The 23,559-nt window shown below is 68.8% G+C and carries 9 protein-coding genes and 2 pseudogenes; 8 read left to right on the plus strand and 3 right to left on the minus strand.

All coding sequences use genetic code 11. From position 1 onward, the window contains the following. Nucleotides 1-26: 26 nt before the first annotated feature. Nucleotides 27-659, minus strand: coding sequence for an acrylate utilization transcriptional regulator AcuR (acuR, locus tag PSm6_RS24135; protein ID WP_043244697.1), 633 nt, complete (start codon nucleotides 657-659; stop codon nucleotides 27-29). A 55-nt stretch (nucleotides 660-714) separates the two neighbouring features. Further along, nucleotides 715-1,362 (minus strand): DsbA family oxidoreductase, encoded by a 648-nt coding sequence (locus PSm6_RS24140; protein ID WP_043244695.1) that lies wholly within the window; start codon nucleotides 1,360-1,362, stop codon nucleotides 715-717. Nucleotides 1,363-1,608: 246 nt separating this feature from the next. On the opposite strand from PSm6_RS24140, the gene fusA reads away from it, so the two are divergent. Together fusA and PSm6_RS24150 are read left to right on the plus strand one after the other, a co-directional pair. Next, entirely contained in the window at nucleotides 1,609-3,711 is a 2,103-nt protein-coding gene (gene fusA / locus PSm6_RS24145; protein ID WP_043244693.1) for an elongation factor G, read from the plus strand. A gap of 174 nt (nucleotides 3,712-3,885) precedes the next feature. After that, entirely contained in the window at nucleotides 3,886-4,884 is a 999-nt protein-coding gene (locus PSm6_RS24150) for a GNAT family N-acetyltransferase (protein WP_265168443.1), read from the plus strand. Between the two features lie 267 nt (nucleotides 4,885-5,151). Here the strand turns inward: PSm6_RS24150 and PSm6_RS24155 are convergent, their stop codons facing one another. Beyond that, nucleotides 5,152-5,730: an RNA polymerase factor sigma-70 gene (locus PSm6_RS24155; RefSeq protein ID WP_043244691.1), complete on the minus strand. Its 579-nt coding sequence runs from the start codon at nucleotides 5,728-5,730 to the stop codon at nucleotides 5,152-5,154. A 312-nt stretch (nucleotides 5,731-6,042) separates the two neighbouring features. Between PSm6_RS24155 and PSm6_RS24160 the strand changes: the two genes are divergently transcribed. The 6 genes and pseudogenes from PSm6_RS24160 to PSm6_RS24180 all read left to right on the plus strand — a co-directional run bounded on the left by PSm6_RS24160 (nucleotide 6,043) and on the right by PSm6_RS24180 (nucleotide 23,552). Further along, on the plus strand, nucleotides 6,043-6,261 hold the full coding sequence (locus PSm6_RS24160; RefSeq protein ID WP_021220748.1) for an MbtH family protein: 219 nt from the start codon (nucleotides 6,043-6,045) through the stop codon (nucleotides 6,259-6,261). Between the two features lies 1 nt (nucleotide 6,262). After that, a complete protein-coding gene (locus PSm6_RS24165) occupies nucleotides 6,263-7,021 on the plus strand; it encodes a thioesterase II family protein (protein WP_021220747.1) in 759 nt (252 codons plus the stop codon). Nucleotides 7,022-7,104: 83 nt separating this feature from the next. After that, a complete protein-coding gene (locus tag PSm6_RS24170) occupies nucleotides 7,105-20,127 on the plus strand; it encodes a non-ribosomal peptide synthase/polyketide synthase (RefSeq protein ID WP_265168444.1) in 13,023 nt (4,340 codons plus the stop codon). Nucleotides 20,128-20,398: 271 nt separating this feature from the next. Next, nucleotides 20,399-21,403, plus strand: a pseudogene (locus PSm6_RS30625) (HAMP domain-containing protein); the annotation flags it as partial. Between the two features lie 258 nt (nucleotides 21,404-21,661). Further along, nucleotides 21,662-22,261 (plus strand): annotated as a pseudogene (locus PSm6_RS30630) (methyl-accepting chemotaxis protein); the annotation flags it as partial. Nucleotides 22,262-22,766: 505 nt separating this feature from the next. After that, nucleotides 22,767-23,552 (plus strand): hypothetical protein, encoded by a 786-nt coding sequence (locus PSm6_RS24180; protein ID WP_043245317.1) that lies wholly within the window; start codon nucleotides 22,767-22,769, stop codon nucleotides 23,550-23,552. Nucleotides 23,553-23,559: the final 7 nt, after the last annotated feature.

A 23,559-nucleotide genomic window follows, 5' to 3' on the forward strand; every position in this document is an offset into this window, starting at 1 on the left:
CATGGGAAGCAGTGGAAAGGGACGGGCTAGCGGGGCAGCCCGGCGATAAATCCTTGGATGAAGCAGTCCAGCGGCCCGTTGTCCCGCACCAGCCGGGCGCGCAGCACGGCGCCTTCCCAGCCGATCCAGAAGAACGCCGCCCAGTGCGCGCAATCCGTCTCCGGGGCCAGCTCGCCAGCGGCCTTGGCCGCCTCCAGGCACAGCGCCAGGCGCTGTTGCCAGCTGAGCAGGATGGCCTCCAGGGATTCGCGGAAGGCCTCCGGCAACTGGGTCACCTCCTGGCCCAGGTTGCCCACCAGGCAGCCGCGGCGGTACTCGAAGCGCTGCATGCCGGCCTTGGCCTCCTCGACGAAGGCCGCGATGCGCGCCAGGGGCGGGCGCGACGCGTCCAGCAGGCAGCGGTCGAGCTTGCGCGCGAAGTAACCGGCGTAGTTCTCCAGCACCGCGTGGCCGAAGTCTTCCTTGCTCTGGAAGTAGTGATAGAACGAGCCCTTGGGCACGCCGACGCGGCTCAGCACTGTGTCGATGCCGGTGCTGAGGAAGCCCTGTTCGGTGAGTATCTCGGTGCCGCAACGCACCAGGGCGTCGCGGGTGTCGAGGTTGTCGCGGGCGACCTTGGGTGGCCGGCCGCGACGGGGCGGGGGAGTGGAATCGGTCATGGCGGAGGATATTAGACCGATCGTCTATAAAATCAAGGGTGCTGCGCGAAGGCCTCTATTCGGTGGCAACGAGCTGGCGGATCGCCTGCTCGAAATACTCCGCCGGCTGGCCGCCGCTGATCAGGTGGCGACCATTGAGGATCACCGACGGCACCGAGCGGATGCCGTGACTGGTGTAGAAGTTTTCCTCCTCGCGCACCTCCTCGGCGAAGCGGCCGGATTCCAGCACCTCGCGCGCCGCTTCGGCGTCCAGCCCGGCGGCAGCGGCCACCTCCACCAGCACCGCGCGGTCGCTGGGGTTGCGCCCCTCGGTGAAGTAGGCGGCCAGCAGGCCCTGCTTGAGTTCCAGCTGGCGCCCCTCGAGCTCCGCCCAGTGCAGCAGGCGGTGGGCGTCGAAGGTGTTGTAGATGCGCCCGCGTGCCTGCATGTCGAAGCGGAAGCCCACCTCGGCGCCGCGCTGGCGGATGTGCTCGCGGTTGGCGGCCACCTGTTCCGGCGTGCTGCCGTACTTCTGCTGGATGTGCTCGACGATGTCCTGGCCCTCGGGTGGCATGTCCGGGTTCAGCTCGAAGGGCTTGAAGGCCAGCTCCACCCGCACCTCGTCGCCGAGGTTGGCGATGGCCTGCTGCAGCGCGCCCAGGCCCACCGCGCACCAGGGGCAGACCACGTCGGATACGAAGTCGATGCTGATGGTCTTGCTCATGGGAAATGCTCCGGTGATGGAAAGATGCCGCCCAGTCTATGCCTCGAAGGCGTGCGCGGCGACGCATCGCACGACTGTCATCGGCCCGGGTTAAAAAAACACCGCCCCGGCAGCGCCTCGCGGCTTGCGTCGGCGGCATCTTCAACCATGCTTGGTAATCCGCCCCGGCTGCTTCGCCGCTCGCGTCCCCGAGCGGCCGTGCCGTTCCCGTTCCGAACCCATCCCGACCATTACGAGGTGTAGACAATGGCCCGTGCGACCCCCATCAACCGCTACCGCAACATCGGCATCGTGGCCCACGTGGATGCGGGCAAGACCACCACCACCGAGCGGATCCTGTTCTACACCGGGGTCAACCACAAGATGGGCGAAGTGCACGACGGCGCCGCCACCATGGACTGGATGGTGCAGGAGCAGGAGCGCGGCATCACCATCACCTCGGCCGCCACCACCGCCTTCTGGTCGGGCTCGGCCAAGCAGTTCGACAAGTACCGCTTCAACATCATCGACACCCCCGGGCACGTCGACTTCACCATCGAGGTGGAGCGCTCCCTGCGTGTGCTCGACGGCGCGGTTGTGGTGTTCAGCGGTGCTGACGGCGTCGAGCCGCAGTCTGAAACCGTGTGGCGCCAGGCCAACAAGTACGGCGTGCCGCGCATCGCTTACGTCAACAAGATGGACCGCGCCGGCGCCAACTTCCTCTGGGTGGTCGGGCAGATCAAGCAGCGCCTCGGGCACACCCCGGTGCCCATCCAGCTGCCCATCGGCGCCGAAGAGAACTTCGAAGGCCAGATCGACCTGCTGAAGATGAAGGCCATCTACTGGAACGACGCCGACCAGGGCACCAGCTTCCGCGAGGAAGAGATCCCCGCCAACCTCCTGGCCGAAGCCGAGGAGTGGCGCGAGAAGCTGGTGGAAGCCGCCGCCGAGGCCAGCGAAGAACTGATGAACAAATACCTCGAAGGCGAGGCGCTGAGCATCGAGGAGATCAAGGCCGGCCTGCGCCAGCGCACCATCGCCTGCGAGATCGTCCCCGCCGTGCTCGGCTCCTCCTTCAAGAACAAGGGCGTGCCCCTGGTGCTGGACGCGGTGATCGAACTGCTGCCGGCGCCCATCGAGATCCCCGCCATCAAGGGCACCCACCCGGACGACGAGGAGCGCCACGACGAGCGCCATGCCGACGACGATGAACCCTTCTCGGCCTTGGCCTTCAAGATCGCCACCGACCCCTTCGTCGGCACCCTGACCTTCACCCGTGTGTACTCCGGCGTGCTCAGCTCCGGCGACTCGATCCTCAACTCGGTCAAGGGCAAGAAGGAACGCGTCGGCCGCATGGTGCAGATGCACGCCAACACCCGCGAGGAGATCAAGGAGGTACGCGCCGGCGACATCGCCGCACTGATCGGCATGAAGGACGTCACCACCGGCGACACCCTCTGCGACCTCGACAAGCCGATCATCCTCGAACGCATGGACTTCCCCGAGCCGGTGATCTCCGTGGCGGTGGAGCCCAAGACCAAGGCCGACCAGGAGAAGATGGGCATCGCCCTCGGCAAGCTGGCCCAGGAGGACCCGTCCTTCCGCGTGCGCTCGGACGAGGAATCCGGCCAGACCATCATCTCCGGCATGGGCGAGCTGCACCTGGACATCCTCATCGACCGCATGAAGCGCGAGTTCAACGTCGAGGCCAATATCGGCAAGCCCCAGGTGGCCTACCGCGAGAAGATCCGCAACAAGTGCGAGATCGAAGGCAAGTTCGTGCGCCAGTCCGGCGGTCGCGGCCAGTTCGGCCACTGTTGGATCCGCTTCGAACCGGGCGAGGACGGCAAGGACACCCTCGAGTTCGTCAACGAAGTGGTGGGCGGCGTGATCCCGCGCGAATACATCCCGGCGATCCAGAAGGGCATCGAGGAGCAGATGAAGAACGGCGTGCTCGCCGGCTACCCGCTGCTCGGCCTCAAGGCCACGGTGTTCGACGGCTCCTACCACGACGTCGACTCCAACGAGATGGCGTTCAAGATCGCCGCCTCCATGGCCACCAAGCAGCTCGCGCAGAAGGGCGGCGCGGTGCTGCTGGAGCCGATCATGAAGGTCGAGGTGGTCACCCCCGAGGACTACATGGGCGACGTCATGGGCGACCTCAACCGCCGTCGCGGCCTGATCCAGGGCATGGACGAGGCCCCCGCCGGGCGCATCATCCGAGCCGAGGTGCCGCTGGGCGAGATGTTCGGCTACGCCACCGACGTGCGCTCCATGTCCCAGGGCCGCGCCAGTTACTCCATGGAGTTCTCCAAATACGCCGAAGCCCCCGCCAACATCGCCGAGACCATCGTCAAGAAACAGGGCTAGCCCCTGCGCACGGCCCTCTCTCCATGAGAGGGCCGCCGTAGCCCGGGCTTCAGCCCGGGACCTTCACACGCCGAAACCCGCGCCAACCGCCACGACCACCGGCGAAATTCCCCTAATTTTCCCTCGCGCCCCGACGTCATCTGTTGCACAGACCTCCCATTTCGCGAGCCGCCCATGTCCCAGCACAACCCCCTGTCGAACCTCCCGCTGCCCGATGGGCGCAGCCTCGGTGCCGACGAAACCGACACCCGCCTGCACCTGACCCTCGATGGCCAGCCGCTGATCGACCTGGCGCTGCAACGTGGCGCCGAACCGCGCTTGCAGGTGCTCGGCGCCCAACCGTCCGTGCAGGCGCTGCACGCCGCCTGCTACTGGTCGCTGGCCCGCGACCCGGCCTGCCAGCGCCTGCACTGGCAACTGCTGCAGGCACCGGCCGAGGCCCTGGCCAGCGGCCTGCTGGTGGCGGCCGGGGCAGGGGAGTACCGCTGCGAGCGCGGCCAGTTCTGGCAACTGCCGGCACCCTGGATCACTGCCGCCAGCCCCTACCCGGAGCGCATGGTCATCAATGACGGCAAGCGCCACCCGCAGCGTCCGCCCAAGCCCACGGGCGAGCTCTACCGCCGTTTCGACGCGCGCCTGGGCAGCTGGATCTCCCTGCGCGCGCTGGATATCGACAGCGATCTGGAACGCTTCAACCGCTGGCAGAACTCGCCCCGCGTGCTGGCGTTCTGGCAGGAGGGCGGCGACCTCGACCAGCACCGCGCCTACCTGCAGAAGCTGCACAACGACCCCCATGCGCTGACCCTGATCGGCTGCTTCGACGACCAGCCCTTCGCCTACTTCGAAGCCTATTGGGCCAAGGAAGACCGCATCGCACCCTTCTATGCGGTAGACGACTACGACCGGGGCATCCACATGCTGGTGGGCGAGGACAGCCACCGCGGCCCGCACAAGGTGACCAGCTGGCTGTCGGCGCTGACACACTTCCTGTTCCTCGACGACCCGCGCACCCGCCGCGTGGTGGCCGAACCCCGTGCCGACAACGCGCGGATGATCGGCCACATGCAGAACCTGGGTTACTACCGGGAGAAGGAATTCGACTTCCCGCACAAGCGCGCCGCGCTCATGGCCATCGGCCGCGAACGCTTCTTCGATCATTGCGTGCTGGCCTGAGGCCGAGCCGCGTTCTCAATGCGTAGCCCGGGCTTCAGCCCGGGACCGGCGTCGCAGGAATCCCCGGACTGAAGTCCGGGCTACGGGGTTCTATCGGCAGGGGTGTGTCCGGCAAGGCTCCGGCAAAGCCGCTGCGTATGCCCGAGGTGGATATCGAGTCTGTGCGTAGCCCGGGCTTCAGCCCGGGATCGGCGTCGAAGGAGTCCCCGGACTGAAGTCCGGGCTACGGGACACGAGTCGCGCCCGGGGCGGAAAACGGGGGAGAGGTCAGGCGGATTTTTCGCTGCGTTCCTGGTCGTTGCCGGCGGCCTTCTCGGCTTCGGCACGGGTCACCTTGCGGCAGTGCACCAGGGCGTCGCGGATCATGAAGTTGACCAGGGTCGGCGAGACGCCCAGCTCCTTGGCGATGTCCTTCTGCGGCACGCCGTGCAGGCGATACATCTCGAAGGCATAGCGGGTACGCGCCGGCAACTCGGCCAGGGCATCGGCGATGTGCTCGAGGGTCGCGTAGTTGATGTGCGAGGTCTCGGGCGAAGCACCCTGGGTGACCACCACGTTGAGCCCTTCCTCCTCGGTGCCGGAATACTTCTGCTCCAGCGCCTGCTTGCGGTAATGGTCGATGGCCAGGTTGCGCACGATCTGGAACAGGTAGCTGAGCTGCGCCTTGAACGACGAGGTGATCTGCGGAGCCGACTGCAGCCTGAAGAACGCATCCTGCACCACATCCTCGGCGCGGGAGCGGCATCCGGTGATACGCGCGGCGATCTTCACAAGGATCGTGCGGTTATCGATGAATGCCTGGAGTAAGGGTGAATCGCACCTGCTTGTGGACAGTTGATCCGTCATGGAAATCACCTTGCGCTTGGGTAGGCAAAGGGCGCCGGAAAAAGGGCGACCTGTTCAGCGGGGTAACAAATTATGTCCAATGATAATCATTGTCAAATGCGATGAATAATTAATATGCATATATCCGAAGAAGAGCACGGAAAGGCTTCAGGGCTGTTGCAGCTCCGCCCCGCGAAGACCCTTCCGATCGACGGTGAAAGCGCTCCCGGCCCCGGGTAATTCCGTTAATTATTTTCCGTCTCCATCCGTTCTCCTCTGTGAAAGCGCGGGCAGCTGGCCCCGCTGCAACGGTTTCGCAGACAGGAGAACGACATGGTTTTCGATCGTGACGATGTGATCTTCCAGGTGGTCATCAACCAGGAGGAGCAGTACTCGATCTGGCCGGACTACAAGGCCATCCCCGCCGGCTGGCGCGCCGCCGGCAAAAGCGGCCTGAAGAAGGACTGCCTCGAGTTCATCGAGCAGAACTGGACCGACATGCGCCCGCTGAGCCTGCGGCAGAAGATGGACCAGGACAAAGTGGTGGCCTGAGGTGGACGCGCCGATCAGCCTGCGTCTGTTCTGCCTGCCGTATTCCGGCGCCAGCGCCATGACCTACAACCGCTGGCGGCGCATCCTGCCCGCCTGGCTGGTGGTGCAGCCGCTGGAGCTGCCCGGGCGCGGCATGCGCATGGACGAGCCGCTGCACACCCGGCTCGACACGCTGGTGGCGCAGCTCGCCCGCGAAGTCGCGCCCCAGGTGCAGCAGCCCTACGCGCTGTTCGGCCACAGCCTGGGCGGGTTGCTCGCCTTCGAGCTGGCCCACGCCCTGCGTGACAAGGGGCTGCCCGAGCCCCTGGCGCTGTTCCCCTCGGCCACCGCCGGCCCGGCTCGGCGCAACGTCGATGACTACCGCGAAGCCAAGAGCGACGCCGAACTCATCGCCAAGCTGCGCAACCTCCAGGGCACCCCCGAGGAGGCCCTCGCCAACGAGGAGCTGTTGCGCCTGACGCTGCCCATCCTGCGGGCCGACTTCCTCGTCGCCGGCAGCTACGCCTACCGCCGGCGCCAGCCGCTGCAGGCGCCCATCCACGTGCTCGGCGGCAAGGCCGACGAACTGCGCGTGGACGAACTGCTGGACTGGCAGGAAGAGACCGCCACCGGCTTCTCCCTCGACATGTTCGAGGGGCACCACTTCTTCCTCCAGCAACAGGAAGCCGCCGTGCTGCGCACCCTCAAGCGCTACGCCGAGCAGCACCTGTTGCGCCTGCGCACCCGCACCCTGCGCCAGGTACCACTGGCGGCCGGCTGAGCCGCCTGGCGCGGCCGTCTGCCGGCTGCGCCCCTTCGCTGTTCCGAACCCCGAATTCAAGCCGCACTAGGCAGGACGACAACATGATGGACGCCTTCGAACTCCCCAGCACCCTGGTCCAGGCCCTGCAGCGCCGCGCTGCCGAGCAGCCGGAACGCATCGCCCTGCGTTTTCTCGAGGACGAAGGCGACGGCGTGGTCATCAGCTACCGGGAGCTGGACCAGCGCGCCCGCGTGATCGCCGCCGCCCTGCAGGCGGAAGCGGAGTTCGGCGACCGCGCGGTGCTGCTGTTCGACAGCGGCCCGGATTACGTCGCGGCGTTCTTCGGCTGCCTCTACGCCGGCGTCATCGCCGTGCCGGCCTACCCGCCGGAGTCCGCGCGCCGCCATCACCAGCTGCGCCTGCTGTCGATCATCGACGACGCCGAGCCGGCCCTGGTGCTGACCAGCGCCGCCCTGCGCGAACCCCTGCAGCAGCTGAGCACCGACCTGGGCACTGCCGGTCCCGCGCTGCTCTGTGTCGACGGCCTGCAAGCCGAGCTGGCCGCTGCCTGGCGCGAACCGGTGCTGGCCGCCGACGACATCGCCTTCCTGCAGTACACCTCCGGCTCCACCTCGCTGCCCAAGGGCGTGCAGGTGAGCCACGGCAACCTGGTGGCCAACGAACTGCTGATCCGCCGCGGCTTCGGCATCGGTGCCGACGACGTGATCGTCAGCTGGCTGCCGCTCTACCACGACATGGGCCTGATCGGCGGCCTGCTGCAACCCATCTTCAGCGGCGTACCCTGCGTGCTCATGTCGCCGCGCTACTTTCTCGAACGCCCGGTGCGCTGGCTGGAAGCCATTGCCCAATACGGCGGCACCGTCAGCGGCGGTCCCGACTTCGCCTATCGCCTGTGCTGCGAGCGGGTCAGTGCGGCGGCCCTGGCGCGCCTCGACCTCAGCGGCTGGCGCGTGGCCTTCTCCGGCTCCGAGCCGATCCGCCAGGACAGCCTCGAACGCTTCGCCGGCAAGTTCGCTGCCTGCGGCTTCGACGCCGCCAGCTTCCTCGCCTGCTACGGCCTGGCCGAGGCCACCCTGTTCGTCACCGGCGGCGTGCGTGGCCAGGGCATTCCCGCCCTTGGCGTGGACGGCGCCGCGCTGGCGCAGAACCGCATCGAACCAGGCGCCGACAGCTTGCTGCTGAGCTGTGGCTTCGGCCAGCCCGAGCACGCCGTGATGATCGTCGAGCCGGCCACCGGCGCCGCGCTCGGCGAGAACCAGGTGGGCGAGATCTGGGCCAGCGGGCCGAGCATCGCCCACGGCTACTGGCGCAACCCGGAAGCCACCGCCAAGGCCTTCGTCGACCGCGACGGCACCAGTTGGCTGCGCACCGGCGACCTGGGCTTCAAGCGCGACGGCGAGCTGTTCGTCAGCGGCCGCCTCAAGGACATGCTCATCGTCCGTGGCCACAACCTCTACCCGCAGGACATCGAGCGCACCGTCGAGACCGAGGTGGAGCTGGTGCGCAAGGGTCGCGTCGCCGCCTTCGCCGTCGAACAGGACGGCGAGGAGGGCATCGGCATCGCCGTGGAGATCGGCCGCAGCGTGCAGAAGGCCCATGCGCCGGAAACCCTGATCCGCATGATCCGCCAGGCCGTGGCCGAAGCCTGCCAGGAGGCGCCGCGCGTGGTGGTGCTGCTCAACCCCGGCGCGCTGCCCAAGACTTCCAGCGGCAAGCTGCAACGCTCCGCCTGCCGCAGTGGCCTGGAAGACGGCAGCCTCGACGCCTACGCCTGCTTCCCCGCCATCGACTCCACCACAGCATCCACTGCCCCGGCCGAAGCCGCCGGCGAGCTGCAACAGCGCATCGCCGCCCTCTGGGCCGAGCAGTTGCAGGTGCCGGCAGTGAATGCCGACGACAGCTTTTTCCTGCTGGGCGGCAACTCCATCGGCGCCGCCCAGGTGATGGCGCGCCTGCGTGACGAACTGGGCCTGGAGCTGGAACTGCGCCAGCTCTTCGAAGCCCGCTCCCTGGCCGAATTCACCGCTGCCGTGCAAGCCCAGCAGGCCGCCGGTGTGCCGCGCCAGGGCGCCATCCCGCGCCTGCCGCGCAACCAGGACCTGCCGCAATCCCCGGCGCAGAACCGCCTCTGGTTCCTCTGGCAGCTGGACCCGCAAGGCGCCGCCTACAACATCCCCGGTGGCCTGCGCCTGCGTGGCGAGCTGGACGAAGGCGCCGTGCTGCGCAGCTTCCAGCAACTGGTGCAGCGCCATGAAGCGCTGCGCACCCGCTTCCTCGAACGGGACGGCGTCGCCCTGCAACGCATCCTGCCGTCCCTGGAGCTGAGCCTGTCGCGCATCGACCTCAGCCACCTCGACGGCGCCGAGCGCGACGCCCGTGTCGCCCAGCTGCGTGAAGAGGAAGCCCAGGTACCTTTCGACCTGGAGCAGGGGCCGCTGCTGCGCCTGACCCTGGTGCGCCTGGACGATGAACAGCACCAGCTATGGCTGACCCTGCACCACATCGTCGCAGACGGCTGGTCGCTGAACCTGCTGCTGGACGAATTCTCCCGCCTCTACGGCGCCGCTTGCGGTGGCCCCGCAGTGGACCTGGCGCCCTTGCCCCTGGGCTACGCCGACTTCGCCGCCTGGCAGCGCCAGTGGCTGGCCGACGGCGAGGCCGAGCGCCAGCTGGCCTGGTGGCGCGAACAATTGGGCGACGAGGCCCCGGCCCTGCAACTGGCCACCGATCGCCCGCGCGTTGCCCAGCGCAGCCACGGTGCCGCGCGCCACAGCCTGCGCCTGGACGACGACCTGGCCAAGGCCCTGCGCGGGCTGGCCCAGGCCGAGCATTCCACCCTGTTCATGGTGCTGCTGGCGGCCTTCCAGGGCCTGCTGTTCCGCCTCAGCGGGCAGGCGGACATCCGCGTCGGCGTGCCCGGCGTCAACCGCCAGCGCCTGGAAACCCAGGGCCTGGTCGGCTTCTTCATCAACACCCTGGTGCTGCGTGGCCAGCTCGACGGCCGCCGCACCTTCAGTGCACTGCTGGCCCAGACCCGCGAGGCCACCCTCGGCGCCCAGGCGCACCAGGACCTGCCCTTCGACCGCCTGGTGGACGCCCTCGGCGGCGAGCCGTTCCAGGTCATGTTCAACCACCAGCAGCGTGACCTCTCGGCGCTGCGGCGCCTGCCCGGCCTGCTCGCCGACGAGCTGCCCTGGCACAGCCGCGAGGCCAAGTTCGACCTGCAGCTGCACAGCGAGGAAGACGCCCGTGGCCGCCTGACCCTGGCCTTCGACTATGCCGCCGAGCTGTTCGACGCCGGCAGTGTGCGCCGCCTGGCCGAGCGCTTCGTCAGCCTGCTGCGCCAAGTGGTCGAGCAACCTGAGCGGGCCCTGGGCGATATCCAGTTGCTGGACGAGGCCGAGCGCAGCCAACTGGCCGGCTGGGCCCGCGCACCGCAGCCCGTCGCCAGCCGCTGGCTGCCCGAGCTGCTGGAACGGCAGGCTGCCGCCGACCCGCAGCGCATTGTCCTCCAGTGGGCCGAAGGGCAACTGGACAGCGCCACGCTGCACCGCCGCGCCAACCGCCTGGCCCACCGCCTGCAAGCCCTCGGCGTCGGCCCCGACGTGCCGGTGGCCATCGCCGCCGAGCGCTCGCCCGAACTGCTGGTCGGCCTGCTGGCCATCATCAAGGCCGGCGGCGCCTATGTGCCGCTGGACGTCGACTACCCCCGTGAACGCATCGCCTACATGCTGCAGGACTGCGGCGCGCGCCTGCTGCTGACCCAGTCGCACCTGGTGGAACGCCTGCCCATCCACGACGGCGTCAGCGCCATCGCCCTGGACCGCGAGGAGGGCGGTTGGCCCGAGCGCGCGCCGACCTCCGGCGTGCACGGCGACAACCTCGCCTACGTCATCTACACCTCCGGTTCCACCGGCCAGCCCAAGGGCGTCGGCAACACCCACGCGGCCCTGGTCGAACGCCTGGCCTGGATGCAGGCGCACTACCGCCTGGATGCCAGCGACGTGCTGCTGCAGAAGGCGCCGGTGAGCTTCGATGTGTCCGTCTGGGAATGCTTCTGGCCGCTGGTCACCGAGGCACGCCTGGTGCTGGCCGCGCCCGGTGAGCACCGCGACCCGCGTCGGCTGGTGCAACTGGTGCGCGAGCACGGCGTGACCACGCTGCACTTCGTGCCGCCGCTGCTGCAGCTGTTCATCGAGGAGGAGGGGGTTAGCGAATGCACTTCCCTGCGCCGCCTGTTCTCCGGTGGCGAGGCGCTGCCCGCCGCCCTGCGCGACCGGGTGCTGCAGCGCCTGCCGGCGGTGCGCCTGGACAACCGCTACGGCCCCACCGAAACCGCCATCAACGTCACCCACTGGCAATGCCGCAATGATGACGGCGAGCGCTCGCCCATCGGCCAGCCCCTGGGCAATGTGCTCTGCCACGTACTGGATGCCGAGCTCTCGGCACTGCCGGTCGGTGTGCCGGGCGAGCTGTGCATCGGTGGCGCCGGCCTCGCCCGTGGCTACCTGGGCCGCGCGGCGCTGACCGCCGAACGCTTCGTACCCGACCCCTTCGGCGAACCGGGCGCACGCCTGTACCGCACCGGCGACCGTGCCCGCTGGGGCACCGATGGCGCCCTGGAGTACCTTGGCCGCCTCGACAGCCAGGTGAAGCTGCGCGGCTTCCGCGTCGAGCCCGAAGAGATCCGCGCCCGCCTGCTGGCCCAACCCGGTGTCGGCCAGGCGGTGGTGGTATTGCGCGACGGCCCCGGCGGCCCGCGCCTGGTGGGCTACTACTGCGTCAACGGCGCTGCCGAGGATGAAGCCCGGCAGACCGAACGCCTGCTGCAGGCCCTGCGCGGCGAGCTGCCGGACTACATGGTGCCGGCGCAACTGATGCGCCTGGAAGCACTGCCCGTCGGCCCCAGCGGCAAGCTGGACCGCCGCGCGCTGCCCGAGCCGGCCTGGCAGCAGGCCGAGCACCGCGAGCCCGTCAGCGCACTGGAGCAGCAGGTCGCCGCCATCTGGCGCGAGGTGCTGGGCATCCAGCGTCTGGGCTTGGACGACGACTTCTTCGCCCTCGGCGGCCACTCGCTGCTGGCCACCCAGATCGTCTCCCGCACCCGCCAGGCCTGCGACGTCGAGCTGCCGCTGCGCGCGCTGTTCGAAGCCAGCACCCTGGAAGGCTTCTGCACCGAGGTGGCGCGCATCCAAGCCAGCGGCCAGGTGGACAGCCAGGGCGTGATCGCCCATGTCGACCGCAGCCGCCCGGTGCCGCTGTCCTACTCCCAGCAACGCATGTGGTTCCTCTGGCAGCTGGAGCCGGACAGCCCCGCCTATAACGTCGGTGGCCTGGCACGCCTCAGCGGCCCGCTGGATGTGGCCCGCTTCGAGGCCGCGTTGCAGGCCCTGGTACAGCGCCACGAAACCCTGCGCACCACCTTCCCCAGCGAGAGCGGCGTGGCCCGCCAGCAGGTGGCCGAGCAATCGTCCCTGGTGATGGGCTGGGAGGATTTCTCCGCTCTGGATGCCGACACCCGCCAGGCCCACCTGCAGGCCCTGGCCGATGACGAGGCCCATCGGCCGTTCGACCTGGAGACCGGCCCGCTGCTGCGGGTGGTGATGGTCAAGGGCGGCGAGCGCGAGCACCACCTGGTGGTGACCCTGCACCACATCGTCACCGAAGGCTGGGCGATGGACATCTTCGCCCGTGAGCTGGGCGCGCTCTACGAGGCCTTCCTCGATGACCGTGAGTCGCCCCTGGCGCCGTTGCCGGTGCAGTACCTCGACTACAGCGCCTGGCAGCGCCAATGGCTGGAAGCCGGCGAACGCCAGCGCCAGCTGGACTACTGGACGGCCCAGCTGGGCCACGAGCACCCGCTGCTGGAACTGCCCTCGGATCGCCCACGCCCGCCGGCCCAGAGCCACCGGGGCGAGCTCTACCGCTTCGACCTGCCGGCCGCGCTGGCCGAGCGTGTGCGCGCCTTCAACGCGGCCAACGGCCTGACCCTGTTCATGACCATGACCGCCACCCTGGCTGTGCTGCTGCACCGCTACAGCGGCCAGCAGGACCTGCGCATCGGCGCGCCGGTGGCCAACCGCATCCGCCCGGAAAGCGAAGGGCTGATCGGCGCTTTCCTCAACACCCAGGTGCTGCGTTGCCAGCTCGACGGGCAGATGAGCGTCGCCGCGCTGCTGGAGCAGGTGCGCCACACCGTGATCGAGGGCCAGTCGCACCAGGACCTGCCCTTCGACCAGCTCGTCGAGGCCCTGCAGCCGCCGCGCAGCAGCGCCTACAACCCGCTGTTCCAGGTGATGTGCAACGTGCAGCGCTGGGAGTTCCAGCAAACCCGCGAGCTGGCCGGGATGAAGGTCGAGTACATCGCCAACGACGCCCGCGCCACCAAGTTCGACCTCAACCTGGAGGTCACCGACCTCGACCATCGCCTCGGCTGCTGCTTCACCTACAGCTCCGACCTGTTCGACGAGCCGCGCATCGCGCGCATGGCCACTCACCTGTGCAACCTGTTGGAAGCGCTGCTGGGCGACCCCGCACAACGCCTGGCCGAACTGCCGCTGCTAAGTGACGACGAGCGCCTGGCGCAGCTCGCCAGCCTGGGCGAAGAGCCCGGCGAGCACCGCCTCGACGGCAGCATCCACCGCCTGTTCGCCGAGCAGGCCGCGCGCACGCCCACGGCACCGGCGCTGACCTTCGCCGGGGAAACCCTCGACTACGCCACCCTGGACGCCCGCGCCAACCGCCTGGCTCACCTGCTGCGCGAGCGCGGCGTCGGCCCCGAGGTGCGCGTCGGCCTGGCCCTGGAGCGCTCGGCGGCCATGGTGGTCGGCTTGCTGGCGATCCTCAAGGCTGGCGGCGCCTACGTGCCGCTGGACCCGGAATACCCCACCGAACGCCTGCACTACATGATCGAAGACAGCGGCATCGTCCTGCTGCTGGGCCAGGCTGCGCTGTTCGACACCCTCGGTGAACTGCCGGCCGGCGTCGGCCGCTGGTGCCTGGAGGAGGACGAGGCCGCACTGGCCGGCTACCCCGCCCACGCACCGGTCGACCTCGCGCTGCCGCAACACCAGGCGTACCTCATCTACACCTCCGGCTCCACCGGCAAGCCCAAGGGCGTGGCGGTCAGCCACGGCGAGATCGCCATGCACTGCCAGGCGGTGATCCGTCGCTTCGGCATGCGTGCCGACGACTGCGAGCTGCACTTCTATTCCATCAACTTCGACGCCGCCAGCGAGCGCCTGCTGACGCCGCTGCTGTGCGGCGCGCGCCTGGTGCTGCGGGCCCAGGGCCAGTGGGGCGCCGAGGATATCTGCCAGCTGATCCGCGAGCAGGGCGTCACCATCCTCGGCTTCACCCCCAGCTACGGCAGCCAGCTGGCCCAGTGGCTCGGCGCCCGGGGCGAAACCCTGCCGGTGCGCCTGGTGATCACCGGGGGCGAGGCGCTGACCGCCGAGCACCTGCAGCGCATCCGCGCGGGCTTCGCGCCCCAGGCCTTCTTCAACGCCTACGGCCCCACCGAGACGGTGGTGATGCCGCTGGCCGCCCTGGCCCCGGCGCAGCTGGAGGAGGGCGCCGCCAGCGTCCCCATCGGCCGCATGGTCGGTGCGCGGGTGGCCTGCATCCTCGACGCCGACCTGGCGCTGGTGCCACCGGGCGCCATCGGCGAACTCTATGTCGGCGGCGCCGGGCTCGCCCGTGGCTACCACCAGCGCCCGGGCCTCACCGCCGAGCGCTTCGTGCCCAACCCCTTCGCCACCGACGGCGGGCGCCTGTATCGCACCGGTGACCTGGTGCGCCAGCGCGACGACGGCCAGCTGGAATACCTCGGCCGCATCGACCAGCAGGTGAAGGTGCGCGGCTTCCGCATCGAGCTGGGCGAGATCGAAGCACGCCTGCTGGAACACCCGGCGGTGCGCGAAACCGTGGTGCTGGCCCTGGACAGCCCCAGCGGCAAGCAACTGGCCGGCTACGTGGCCTGTGCCGCCGCAGAAGAGGGTGCCGATGCACAACAGGCCCTGCGCGAAACCCTCAAGGCGCACCTGCGCACCCAGTTGCCGGAGCACATGGTGCCCGCGCACCTGGTGCTGCTTGCCAGCCTGCCGCTGACCCCCAACGGCAAGCTCGACCGCCGCGCGCTGCCCGCGCCGGCCCCGGAGCACAACCGCCAGCAGTACCTGGCACCGACCAGCGAGCTGGAGCAAAGCCTGGCCGCCATCTGGCGGGAGGTGCTCAACGTCGAGCAGGTCGGGCTCGCCGACAACTTCTTCGAGCTGGGCGGCGACTCCATCCTCTCCATCCAGGTGGTCAGCCGTGCCCGCCAGCAGGGCATCCACTTCAGCCCGCGCGACCTGTTCCAGCACCAGACGGTGCAGACCCTGGCTGCCGTCGCCCGGCGTGAGGCGCTGACCCAGGTGGACCAGGGGCCAGTAACCGGCAGCATGCCGCTGACGCCCATCCAGCACTGGTTCTTCCAGCAGGCGCCGGAGAACGTCGCCCACTGGAACCAGTCGCTGCTGCTGGAAGCCGGCGAGCGCCTGGATGCGGGTCATCTTGAGCAGGCCTTGCAAGGCCTGGTGCAGCACCACGACGCCTTGCGCCTGTCCTTCAGCCGTTACGGCGACACCTGGCACGCCGAGCACCGCGCCCCCGCCAGCGAGGCCGACGGCCTGCTGTGGCAGGCACAGGTGGACGATTTCGCCGAGGCGGAAACCCTGCTGGCCGATGCCCAGCGCAGCCTCGACCTGGCCCAGGGCCCGCTGCTGCGTGCCCTGCTGCTGGAAGGCCCGGACGGGCGCCAGAAGCTGCTGCTGGCCATCCACCACCTGGTGGTGGACGGCGTCTCCTGGCGCGTGTTGCTGGACGACCTGCAAACCGCCTATCGCCAGCTGCAGGCCGGGCAGCCCCTGGCGCTGCCGGCGCGTACCAGCGCCTTCAAACACTGGGGCGAACGCCTGGCGGCCTATGCCGGCAGCGAACCCCTGCGCGAGGAACTGGGCTGGTGGCAGGCGCAGCTCGGCGGCCAGGACGCGCCGCTGCCCTGCGACCGCAACGCCGAACAGGACCTGGAGCGCGACGCCCAGCGCATCACCCTGCGCCTGGATGCCGAGCGCACCCGCCAACTGCTGCAACAGGCGCCCGCCGCTTACCGCACCCGCGTCGACGACCTGCTGCTCACCGCCCTGGCCTGTGTGCTGTGCCGCTGGGATTCGCGTGATTCGGTGCTCGTGCAACTGGAAGGTCATGGCCGCGAACCGCTGTTCGACGACATCGACCTCAGCCGCACCGTCGGCTGGTTCACCAGTGCCTATGCGCTGCGCCTGGCGCCCGCCGACGGGCTCGGTGCCTCCATCAAGGCGATCAAGGAGCAGCTGCGCCAGGTGCCCCACAAGGGCCTCGGCTTCGGCGTGCTGCGCTACTTGGCCGACCCGGTCACCCGTGCCGCCATGGCCGCGCTGCCGCCGGCGCGCATCACCTTCAACTACCTGGGCCAGTTCGACGGCAGCTTCGCCGAGGGCGCGCTGCTGCGCCCGCTGGAAGAAAGCGCCGGCCCGGCCCACGACGCCGACGCCACGCTGCCCAACTGGCTGAGCGTGGACGGCCAGGTGTTCGGCGGCGAACTGCTGCTCAACTGGACCTACAGCCAGGCGCGCTACGACCGCGCCACGGTGCAGGGCCTGGGCGAGGCCTTTATCGCCGAGCTGCAGGGTCTGGTCGCCCATTGCCTGGAGGAGGGCGCCGGTGGCCCGACGCCGTCGGACTTCCCCCTGGCGCACCTGGCCCAGGAGCAGATCGACCAGCTGCCGGTACCGGCCGCCGCCATCGACGACATCTACCCGCTCACGCCCATGCAGGAAGGCCTGCTGCTGCACACCCTGCTGGAGCCGGGCACCGGCATCTACTACATGCAGGACCGCTACCGCATCAACAGCGCGCTGGACGTCGAGCGCTTCACCCGCGCCTGGCGCGCCGTGGTGGCGCGGCACGAAGCGCTGCGGGCCTCCTTCGTGTGGAACGCCGGCGAAACCATGCTGCAGGTGATCCACAAGCCCGGCACCACTGAGGTGGACCTGCTGGACTGGAGCGACCTGCCCGAGGACGGCCACGAGGAGCGCCTGCAGGCGCTGCACCGCACGGAGCGTGAGGCCGGCTTCGACCTGCTGCACCAGCCGCCCTTCCACCTGCGCCTGATCCGCCTGGGCGAGGCGCGCTACTGGTTCATGATGAGCAACCACCACATCCTCATCGACGCCTGGTGCCGTGGCCTGCTGATGAGCGACTTCTTCGAGGTCTACGCCGCCCTCGGCGAGGGCCGCGAGCCGCAACTGCCGCTGGCGCCGCGCTACCGCGACTACATCGGCTGGCTGCAGCGCCAGGACCTGGGCCAGGCCCGCGCCTGGTGGCAGGGCAACCTGGCGGGCTTCGAACGCACCACCCACCTGCCGAGCGACCGGCCGATCCTCCGCGAGCACGCCAACGACAGCGGCGGCATGCAGGTGGGCGACCGCATCACCCGCCTGGACGCCGCCGACGGCGCGCGCCTGCGGGAACTGGCACAGCGTCACCAGCTCACCATCAACACCCTGGCCCAGGCGGCCTGGGCCCTGGTGCTGGCGCGCTACAGCGGCGAGCGCGACCTGGTGTTCGGCGTCACCGTGGCCGGGCGCCCGGTGGGCCTGCCGGAGATGCAGCGCACCGTCGGCCTGTTCATCAACAGCATCGCCCTGCGGGTGAAGCTGCCCGCGCCGGGTCAGCGCCTGAGCGTGCGTGACTGGCTGCAGGGGCTGCTGGCCAGCAACCTGGAACTGCGCGAGCACGAGTACCTGCCGCTGGTGGCCATCCAGGAATGCAGCGAGCTGCCCAAGGGCCAGCCGCTGTTCGACAGCCTCTTCGTGTTCGAAAACGCGCCGGTGGAAGTCGCGGTGCTGGACCGTGCGCAGAGCCTCTCCGCCAGCTCGGATTCCGGCCGCACCCACACCAACTTCCCGCTCACCGTGGTCTGCTACCCGGGCGATGACCTGGGCCTGCACCTGTCCTACGACCAGCGCTACTTCGAGGAAGCGACCATCGACCGCCTGCTGGGCGAATTCAAACGCCTGCTGCTGGCCCTCGGCGAGCGCATCGAAGGCGACATGAGCGAGCTGCCGCTGCTGGGCGAGGCCGAGCGCGAGCTGCTGCTCAACGGCGTCAATGAAAGCGCCCGCGACTACCCGCTGGAGCAGGGCTACGTGCGCCTGTTCGAGGCCCGCGTCGCCGCGCACCCAGCGCGCATCGCCGTCCGCTGCCTCGACCGCCAGTGGAGCTACGCCGAGCTGAACCGCCACGCCAACCGCCTGGGCCACGCCCTGGGCACCGCCGGCGTCAGCCTCGACCAGCCGGTGGCGCTGCTGGGTGAGCGTGGGCTCGACCTGCTGGGCATGATGGTCGGCACCTTCAAGGCTGGCGCCGGCTACCTGCCGCTGGACCCGGCGCTGCCCACCCCGCGCCTGACGCGCATCCTCGAACTCAGCCGTGCCCCGGCGCTGGTGGCCACCCGCGCCTGCCGCGACCAGGCGATGGCGTTGCTGGAGGAGCTCGGCTGCGGCCAGCGTCCGCGCCTGCTGGTGTGGGAGGACGTGCTGCAGGGCGCCTGGCCGGAGCAGGACCTGGGCATCCACAGCGGCCCGGCCAACCTCGCCTACGTCATCTACACCTCCGGCTCCACCGGCCTGCCCAAGGGCGTGATGGTCGAGCAGGCCGGCATGCTCAACAACCAGCTGAGCAAGGTGCCGTACCTGGATCTCACCGAGGCGGACGTGATCGCCCAGACCGCCTCGCAGAGCTTCGATATCTCGGTCTGGCAGTTCCTCGCCGCACCGCTGTTCGGCGCCTGCACCGAGATCGTCCCCAACGCCATCGCCCACGACCCGCAGGCGTTGCTGGCCCATGTGCGCGAGCGCGGCATCACGGTGCTGGAGAGCGTGCCCTCGCTGATCCAGGGCATGCTCGCCGAGGCCCTTGCCGTACTCGGCGCCCTGCGCTGGATGCTGCCCACCGGTGAAGCCATGCCGCCGGAGTTGGCGCGCCAGTGGCTGGAGCGCTACCCGCAGGTGGGGCTGGTCAACGCCTACGGCCCGGCCGAGTGCTCGGACGACGTGGCCTTCTTCCGCGTCGACGCCGCCTCCACCGAAGGCACCTACCTGCCCATCGGCAGCCCCACCGACAACAACCGCCTGTACCTGCTGGACGACGCCTTCGAACTGGCGCCCCTGGGCGCCGTGGGCGAACTCTGCGTCGCCGGCACCGGTGTCGGCCGTGGCTACGTCGGCGACCCGCTGCGCACCGCCCAGGCCTTCGTGCCCAACCCCTTCGGCGCGCCGGGTGAGCGCCTGTACCGCACCGGCGACCTGGCCCGCCGCCGCGCCGATGGCGTGCTGGAGTACGTCGGCCGCGTCGACCACCAGGTGAAGATCCGTGGCTACCGCATCGAACTGGGCGAGATCGAAGCCCGCCTGTTCGAACGCCCGGACGTGCGCGACGCCGCCGTCAGCGTGCAGGAAGGCCCCACCGGCAAATACCTGGTGGGCTACCTGGTGCCACGCGAGGCCGAGCGCTTCGCCAGCGCCAGCTCGCCGGCCAGCCGCCTGGCGGAAGAGGGCGCCTGGTTCGAAGCCATCAAGCAGCAACTGCGTGGCGACCTGCCGGACTACATGGTGCCGCTGCACTGGCTCGTGCTCGAGCGCCTGCCGCTGAACGCCAACGGCAAGCTCGACCGCAAGGCCCTGCCACCCCTGGAATTCGGCCCGCTGCAGGCCCAGGACTACCTGGCCCCGCGCAGCGAACTGGAAACCACTCTGGCCGGCATCTGGGCCGAGGTGCTCAAGGTCGAACGGGTCGGCGTGCGCGACAACTTCTTCGAACTCGGCGGCCACTCCCTGCTCGCCACCCAGATCGCCTCCCGCGTGCAGAAAACCCTGCAACGCAACGTGCCCCTGCGGGCCATGTTCGAGTGCTGCACGGTGGAGGAACTGGCGAGCTACATCGACTCGCTGGAAGGCAGCGTCGTCACCGAAGAAAAGGCCGCACGCCTGGAAGACCTGATGGCCAAGCTGGAGATGCTGTAACGGCAGCAGGGCACGCGGAGCGGGGAGGGCTCCGCGTGCTCGGGCCGGACGAGTGGTGCACGGTGTTTTCAGAAAATACCTGAACGCCCGCACATAAATGGCTGATAAACCGCTTAAGAAGAACGTGCTAACGCCGATAGCAGGGGACGGCCCTGCGTCCGTGCCCGGTCGATTGCCGACCGGACGCCGACAATGCCTGTGGCCACCTCATGCCTTTGCACCTTTTTGAGTGAGTTCCTCCATGCGAACCCTGAAATTCAGCCACAAGATCATGGTGGCAGCCTCCCTGGTGGTGATCGCTGCCTTCGCGTCCTTCGCGCTGTACAACGACTACCTGCAGCGGAACGCCATCCGCCAGAACCTTGCCAACTACCTCAACGATGTCGGCCAGGTCTCCACGGGCAACATCCAGCACTGGCTGGTGGGCCGCATGGAATTGCTGGAGAACCTGGCCGAGTCCATCGAGGACGACGCCAGCGAGGCCGCGTTGGCCAAGAGCCTGCAGCACCGCAGCATCGCCGCCGCCTTCCTCTATGCCTACTACGGCCAGGCGAGCGGCACCTACACCCAGTTCCCGCCCAGCGAACTGCCCGCCGGCTACGACCCGCGCCAGCGGCCCTGGTACAAGCAGGCGGCGCAGACCACCGGCCCCGGCCTGACCGAGCCCTACCTGGCCGCCGACCCGCGCGACGGCCTGCTGATCACCATCACCCGCCCGGTGTCCGCCTCGGGTGCCCTGCAGGGCGTCGTCGGCGGTGACCTCAAGCTGAAGACGGTCGACGAGATCCTCAACTCCTTCGACCTGGGCGGCATGGGCTACGCCTTCCTGGTGGACGACAAGGGCACGGTGCTGGTCCACCCCGACCAGCAGTTGGTCCTGAAGAAGCTGCCGGACCTGTTCGCCGGCACTGCGCCGCGCCTGGAGTCCGTCTTGCAGAGCGTGAGCGACCGCAACGGCGAGGCACGCATCGTGACCTTCCTGCCGGTGGAAGGGCTGACCGGGGTGCGCTGGTACGTGGGCCTGTCCGTCGATGAGTCCAAGGCCTTCGCCGCCCTGCAGGAGTTCCGCGTTTCCGCCCTGATGTCGACCATCATCGGCGTGGTCGCCATCCTCCTGCTGCTGGGCGGGCTGATCCGCATCCTGCTGCGCCCGCTGCACGTGATGAGCCACGCCATGAGCGGCATCGCCGAGGGCGAGGGCGACCTGACTCAGCGCCTGTCGATCGACTCCCGTGACGAGTTCGGCGAGCTGGCCGATGCCTTCAATCGCTTCGTCGAGCGCATCCACAAATCGATCCGCGAAGTGGCGTCCGCCACGCGCGAGGTGCACGAGCGGGTGAGCACCGTGGTGCAGGCGTCGAACGCCTCCATGACCAACTCCAGCGAGCAGGCCGCCCGCACCGACAGTGTGGCCGCCGCCATCAACGAACTGGGCGCCGCTGCCCAGGAGATCGCCCGCAACGCCGCCGATGCCTCGGAACAGGCAAGCGACGCACGCCGCGATGCCGAGGAAGGGCAGGGCATGGTCGAACGCACCCTGGTGGCGATGGGCGAGCTGTCGGAGAAGATCCAGGCATCCAGCAACCACATCGAAGTGCTCAGCCAGAAGAGCAACGACATCGGCCAGATCCTCGACGTGATCAAGGGCATCTCCGAGCAGACCAACCTGCTGGCGCTCAACGCCGCCATCGAAGCCGCCCGCGCCGGCGAGGCGGGACGCGGCTTCGCCGTGGTGGCCGACGAAGTGCGCAACCTGGCCCAGCGCACCCAGAGTTCGGCGCTGGAGATCCAGCAGATGATCGAGCAGCTGCAGACCGGTGCCCGCGACGCCGTGGCGACCATGGGCGAAAGCCGCCACTTCAGCGACGACAGCGTGCGCATCGGCGGCCAGGCCGGCGAAAACCTGCGCGGCGTCACCCGCCGCATCGGCGAGATCGACGGCATGAACCAGTCCGTGGCCACCGCCACCGAGGAACAGACCTCGGTGATCGAAAGCCTGAACATGGACATCACCGAGATCAACGTCCTCAACCAGGACGGCGTGCACAACCTGCAGGCCAGCCTGAAGGCCTGTACCGAGCTGGATCAGCAGGTCAGCCGGCTCAAGCAACTGGTGGATACGTTCAGGATTTGATTGCGGTCCCGCCAGGTGCGGTGCGCGCACGTGATCACGTAGAGGCGTGGGGCGTTGCGGGCACCCTGGCGGCTGCGGATGTCACCCAGCGCGTTCCAGGCATGACGGCAGCGGGGTGAGCCAGGAGGCTAGGTCGGGTGGCCCTGGCTGCCCGTACTGACGGTCGGTGGTATCCGGCCGACGCGCTCTGGCACGGTGTTTTCACGGTGCATCCAAGGAATTTAGGGGTTCCCTGAACGGCTTCACAGAATCAGCGTGAGCCCGATTGACGCTGCTCCTGCAAAGGCGTCTTCTACGCCATCTCCCCGGAAGCCGACAGGATCGTCGGCGAACATTCCGCTTCAAGGATGAACATGCCCACCTCCCGTGTTGGCTGCCCGCAGGGCGGCCTTTCATCCGTCCCGTGCAATGCCCGGCACCTGCCCAGCCAGGTCGGCCGCGCTTTCGCCTGCCTGTCGTTCAGGCCGGGCGCCCACTCCCATGCTTGATAAAAGGACCCGTCTCGATGCACCCACCCTACAAGCCGCGACGCCTTCGCCTGCCGATCCTCATTGGTGCCCTGGCGGTGCTCCCGGTACTGGCGGCGTCGGCGTTCGTGGCTTACCGCATCACCCAGAACGACTCCGGGCTGTGCCTCGCCGCGAACCGGGTGCTGAGCCCTGAGCAGCATCGCCAGGCATTGCTGCGCAACCTAATTCGTCTCGACGCCCTCAACAGCCAGCGCCATGACGACCTGTTCCGCACCCAGGCAGACCGCACGGGCATCATCCGCAACCCGCCGGTGCTGGACTTCAAGGCCCTGATGGAGCGGATGCAAGGCAACGAGAAGACCTTCGAGGAAAACTTCACCATCGAACCCGTGGCCCCTCGGCGGCAGTTCAATGCGGCGAGCGTCCGCGAGCCCTTCGTGCTGGTGAGCTACCGCGCCGCCGCCGATGGGATAGCGACCTTCACCGACAGCCGCCTCATCGTGGCCCGCGCGAAGGCGGACGTGGTGCAGGAGTTCGGCCAGCCTAGCCTCTACGAGCGCTTCCGTGGTTTCGGCAATACCTACTACAGCGTGACCTACAGCTTCGTCGGCATCGCCTGCTGCGACAGCACGCCCTACGGGCGGCCGCGTGCAGAGGTGCTGGCGGGCAATCGCGCTGCCTATCAGGAAACGTTGGCGACCATGGCCAAGGGGATCGCGACGCATACGCGCACGGCCACGGTATCCAATTGCGGGGAATTGCTGACGCAAGACAGTGATAACGGAGTTGGAACCCGAAACATCAAATGGACTGGACTGTAAGGAAATA

The organism is Pseudomonas solani (assembly GCF_026072635.1).
Lineage (GTDB): Bacteria > Pseudomonadota > Gammaproteobacteria > Pseudomonadales > Pseudomonadaceae > Metapseudomonas > Metapseudomonas solani.

Coding starts and splice junctions, on each gene's coding strand:
- PSm6_RS24170 (WP_265168444.1), top strand. CDS start 7,105: ATGATGGACGCCTTCGAACTCCCCAGCACCCTGGTCCAGGCCCTGCAG.
- acuR (WP_043244697.1), bottom strand. CDS start 659: ATGACCGATTCCACTCCCCCGCCCCGTCGCGGCCGGCCACCCAAGGTC.
- PSm6_RS24160 (WP_021220748.1), top strand. CDS start 6,043: ATGGTTTTCGATCGTGACGATGTGATCTTCCAGGTGGTCATCAACCAG.
- fusA (WP_043244693.1), top strand. CDS start 1,609: ATGGCCCGTGCGACCCCCATCAACCGCTACCGCAACATCGGCATCGTG.
- PSm6_RS24150 (WP_265168443.1), top strand. CDS start 3,886: ATGTCCCAGCACAACCCCCTGTCGAACCTCCCGCTGCCCGATGGGCGC.
- PSm6_RS24140 (WP_043244695.1), bottom strand. CDS start 1,362: ATGAGCAAGACCATCAGCATCGACTTCGTATCCGACGTGGTCTGCCCC.
- PSm6_RS24155 (WP_043244691.1), bottom strand. CDS start 5,730: ATGACGGATCAACTGTCCACAAGCAGGTGCGATTCACCCTTACTCCAG.
- PSm6_RS24180 (WP_043245317.1), top strand. CDS start 22,767: ATGCACCCACCCTACAAGCCGCGACGCCTTCGCCTGCCGATCCTCATT.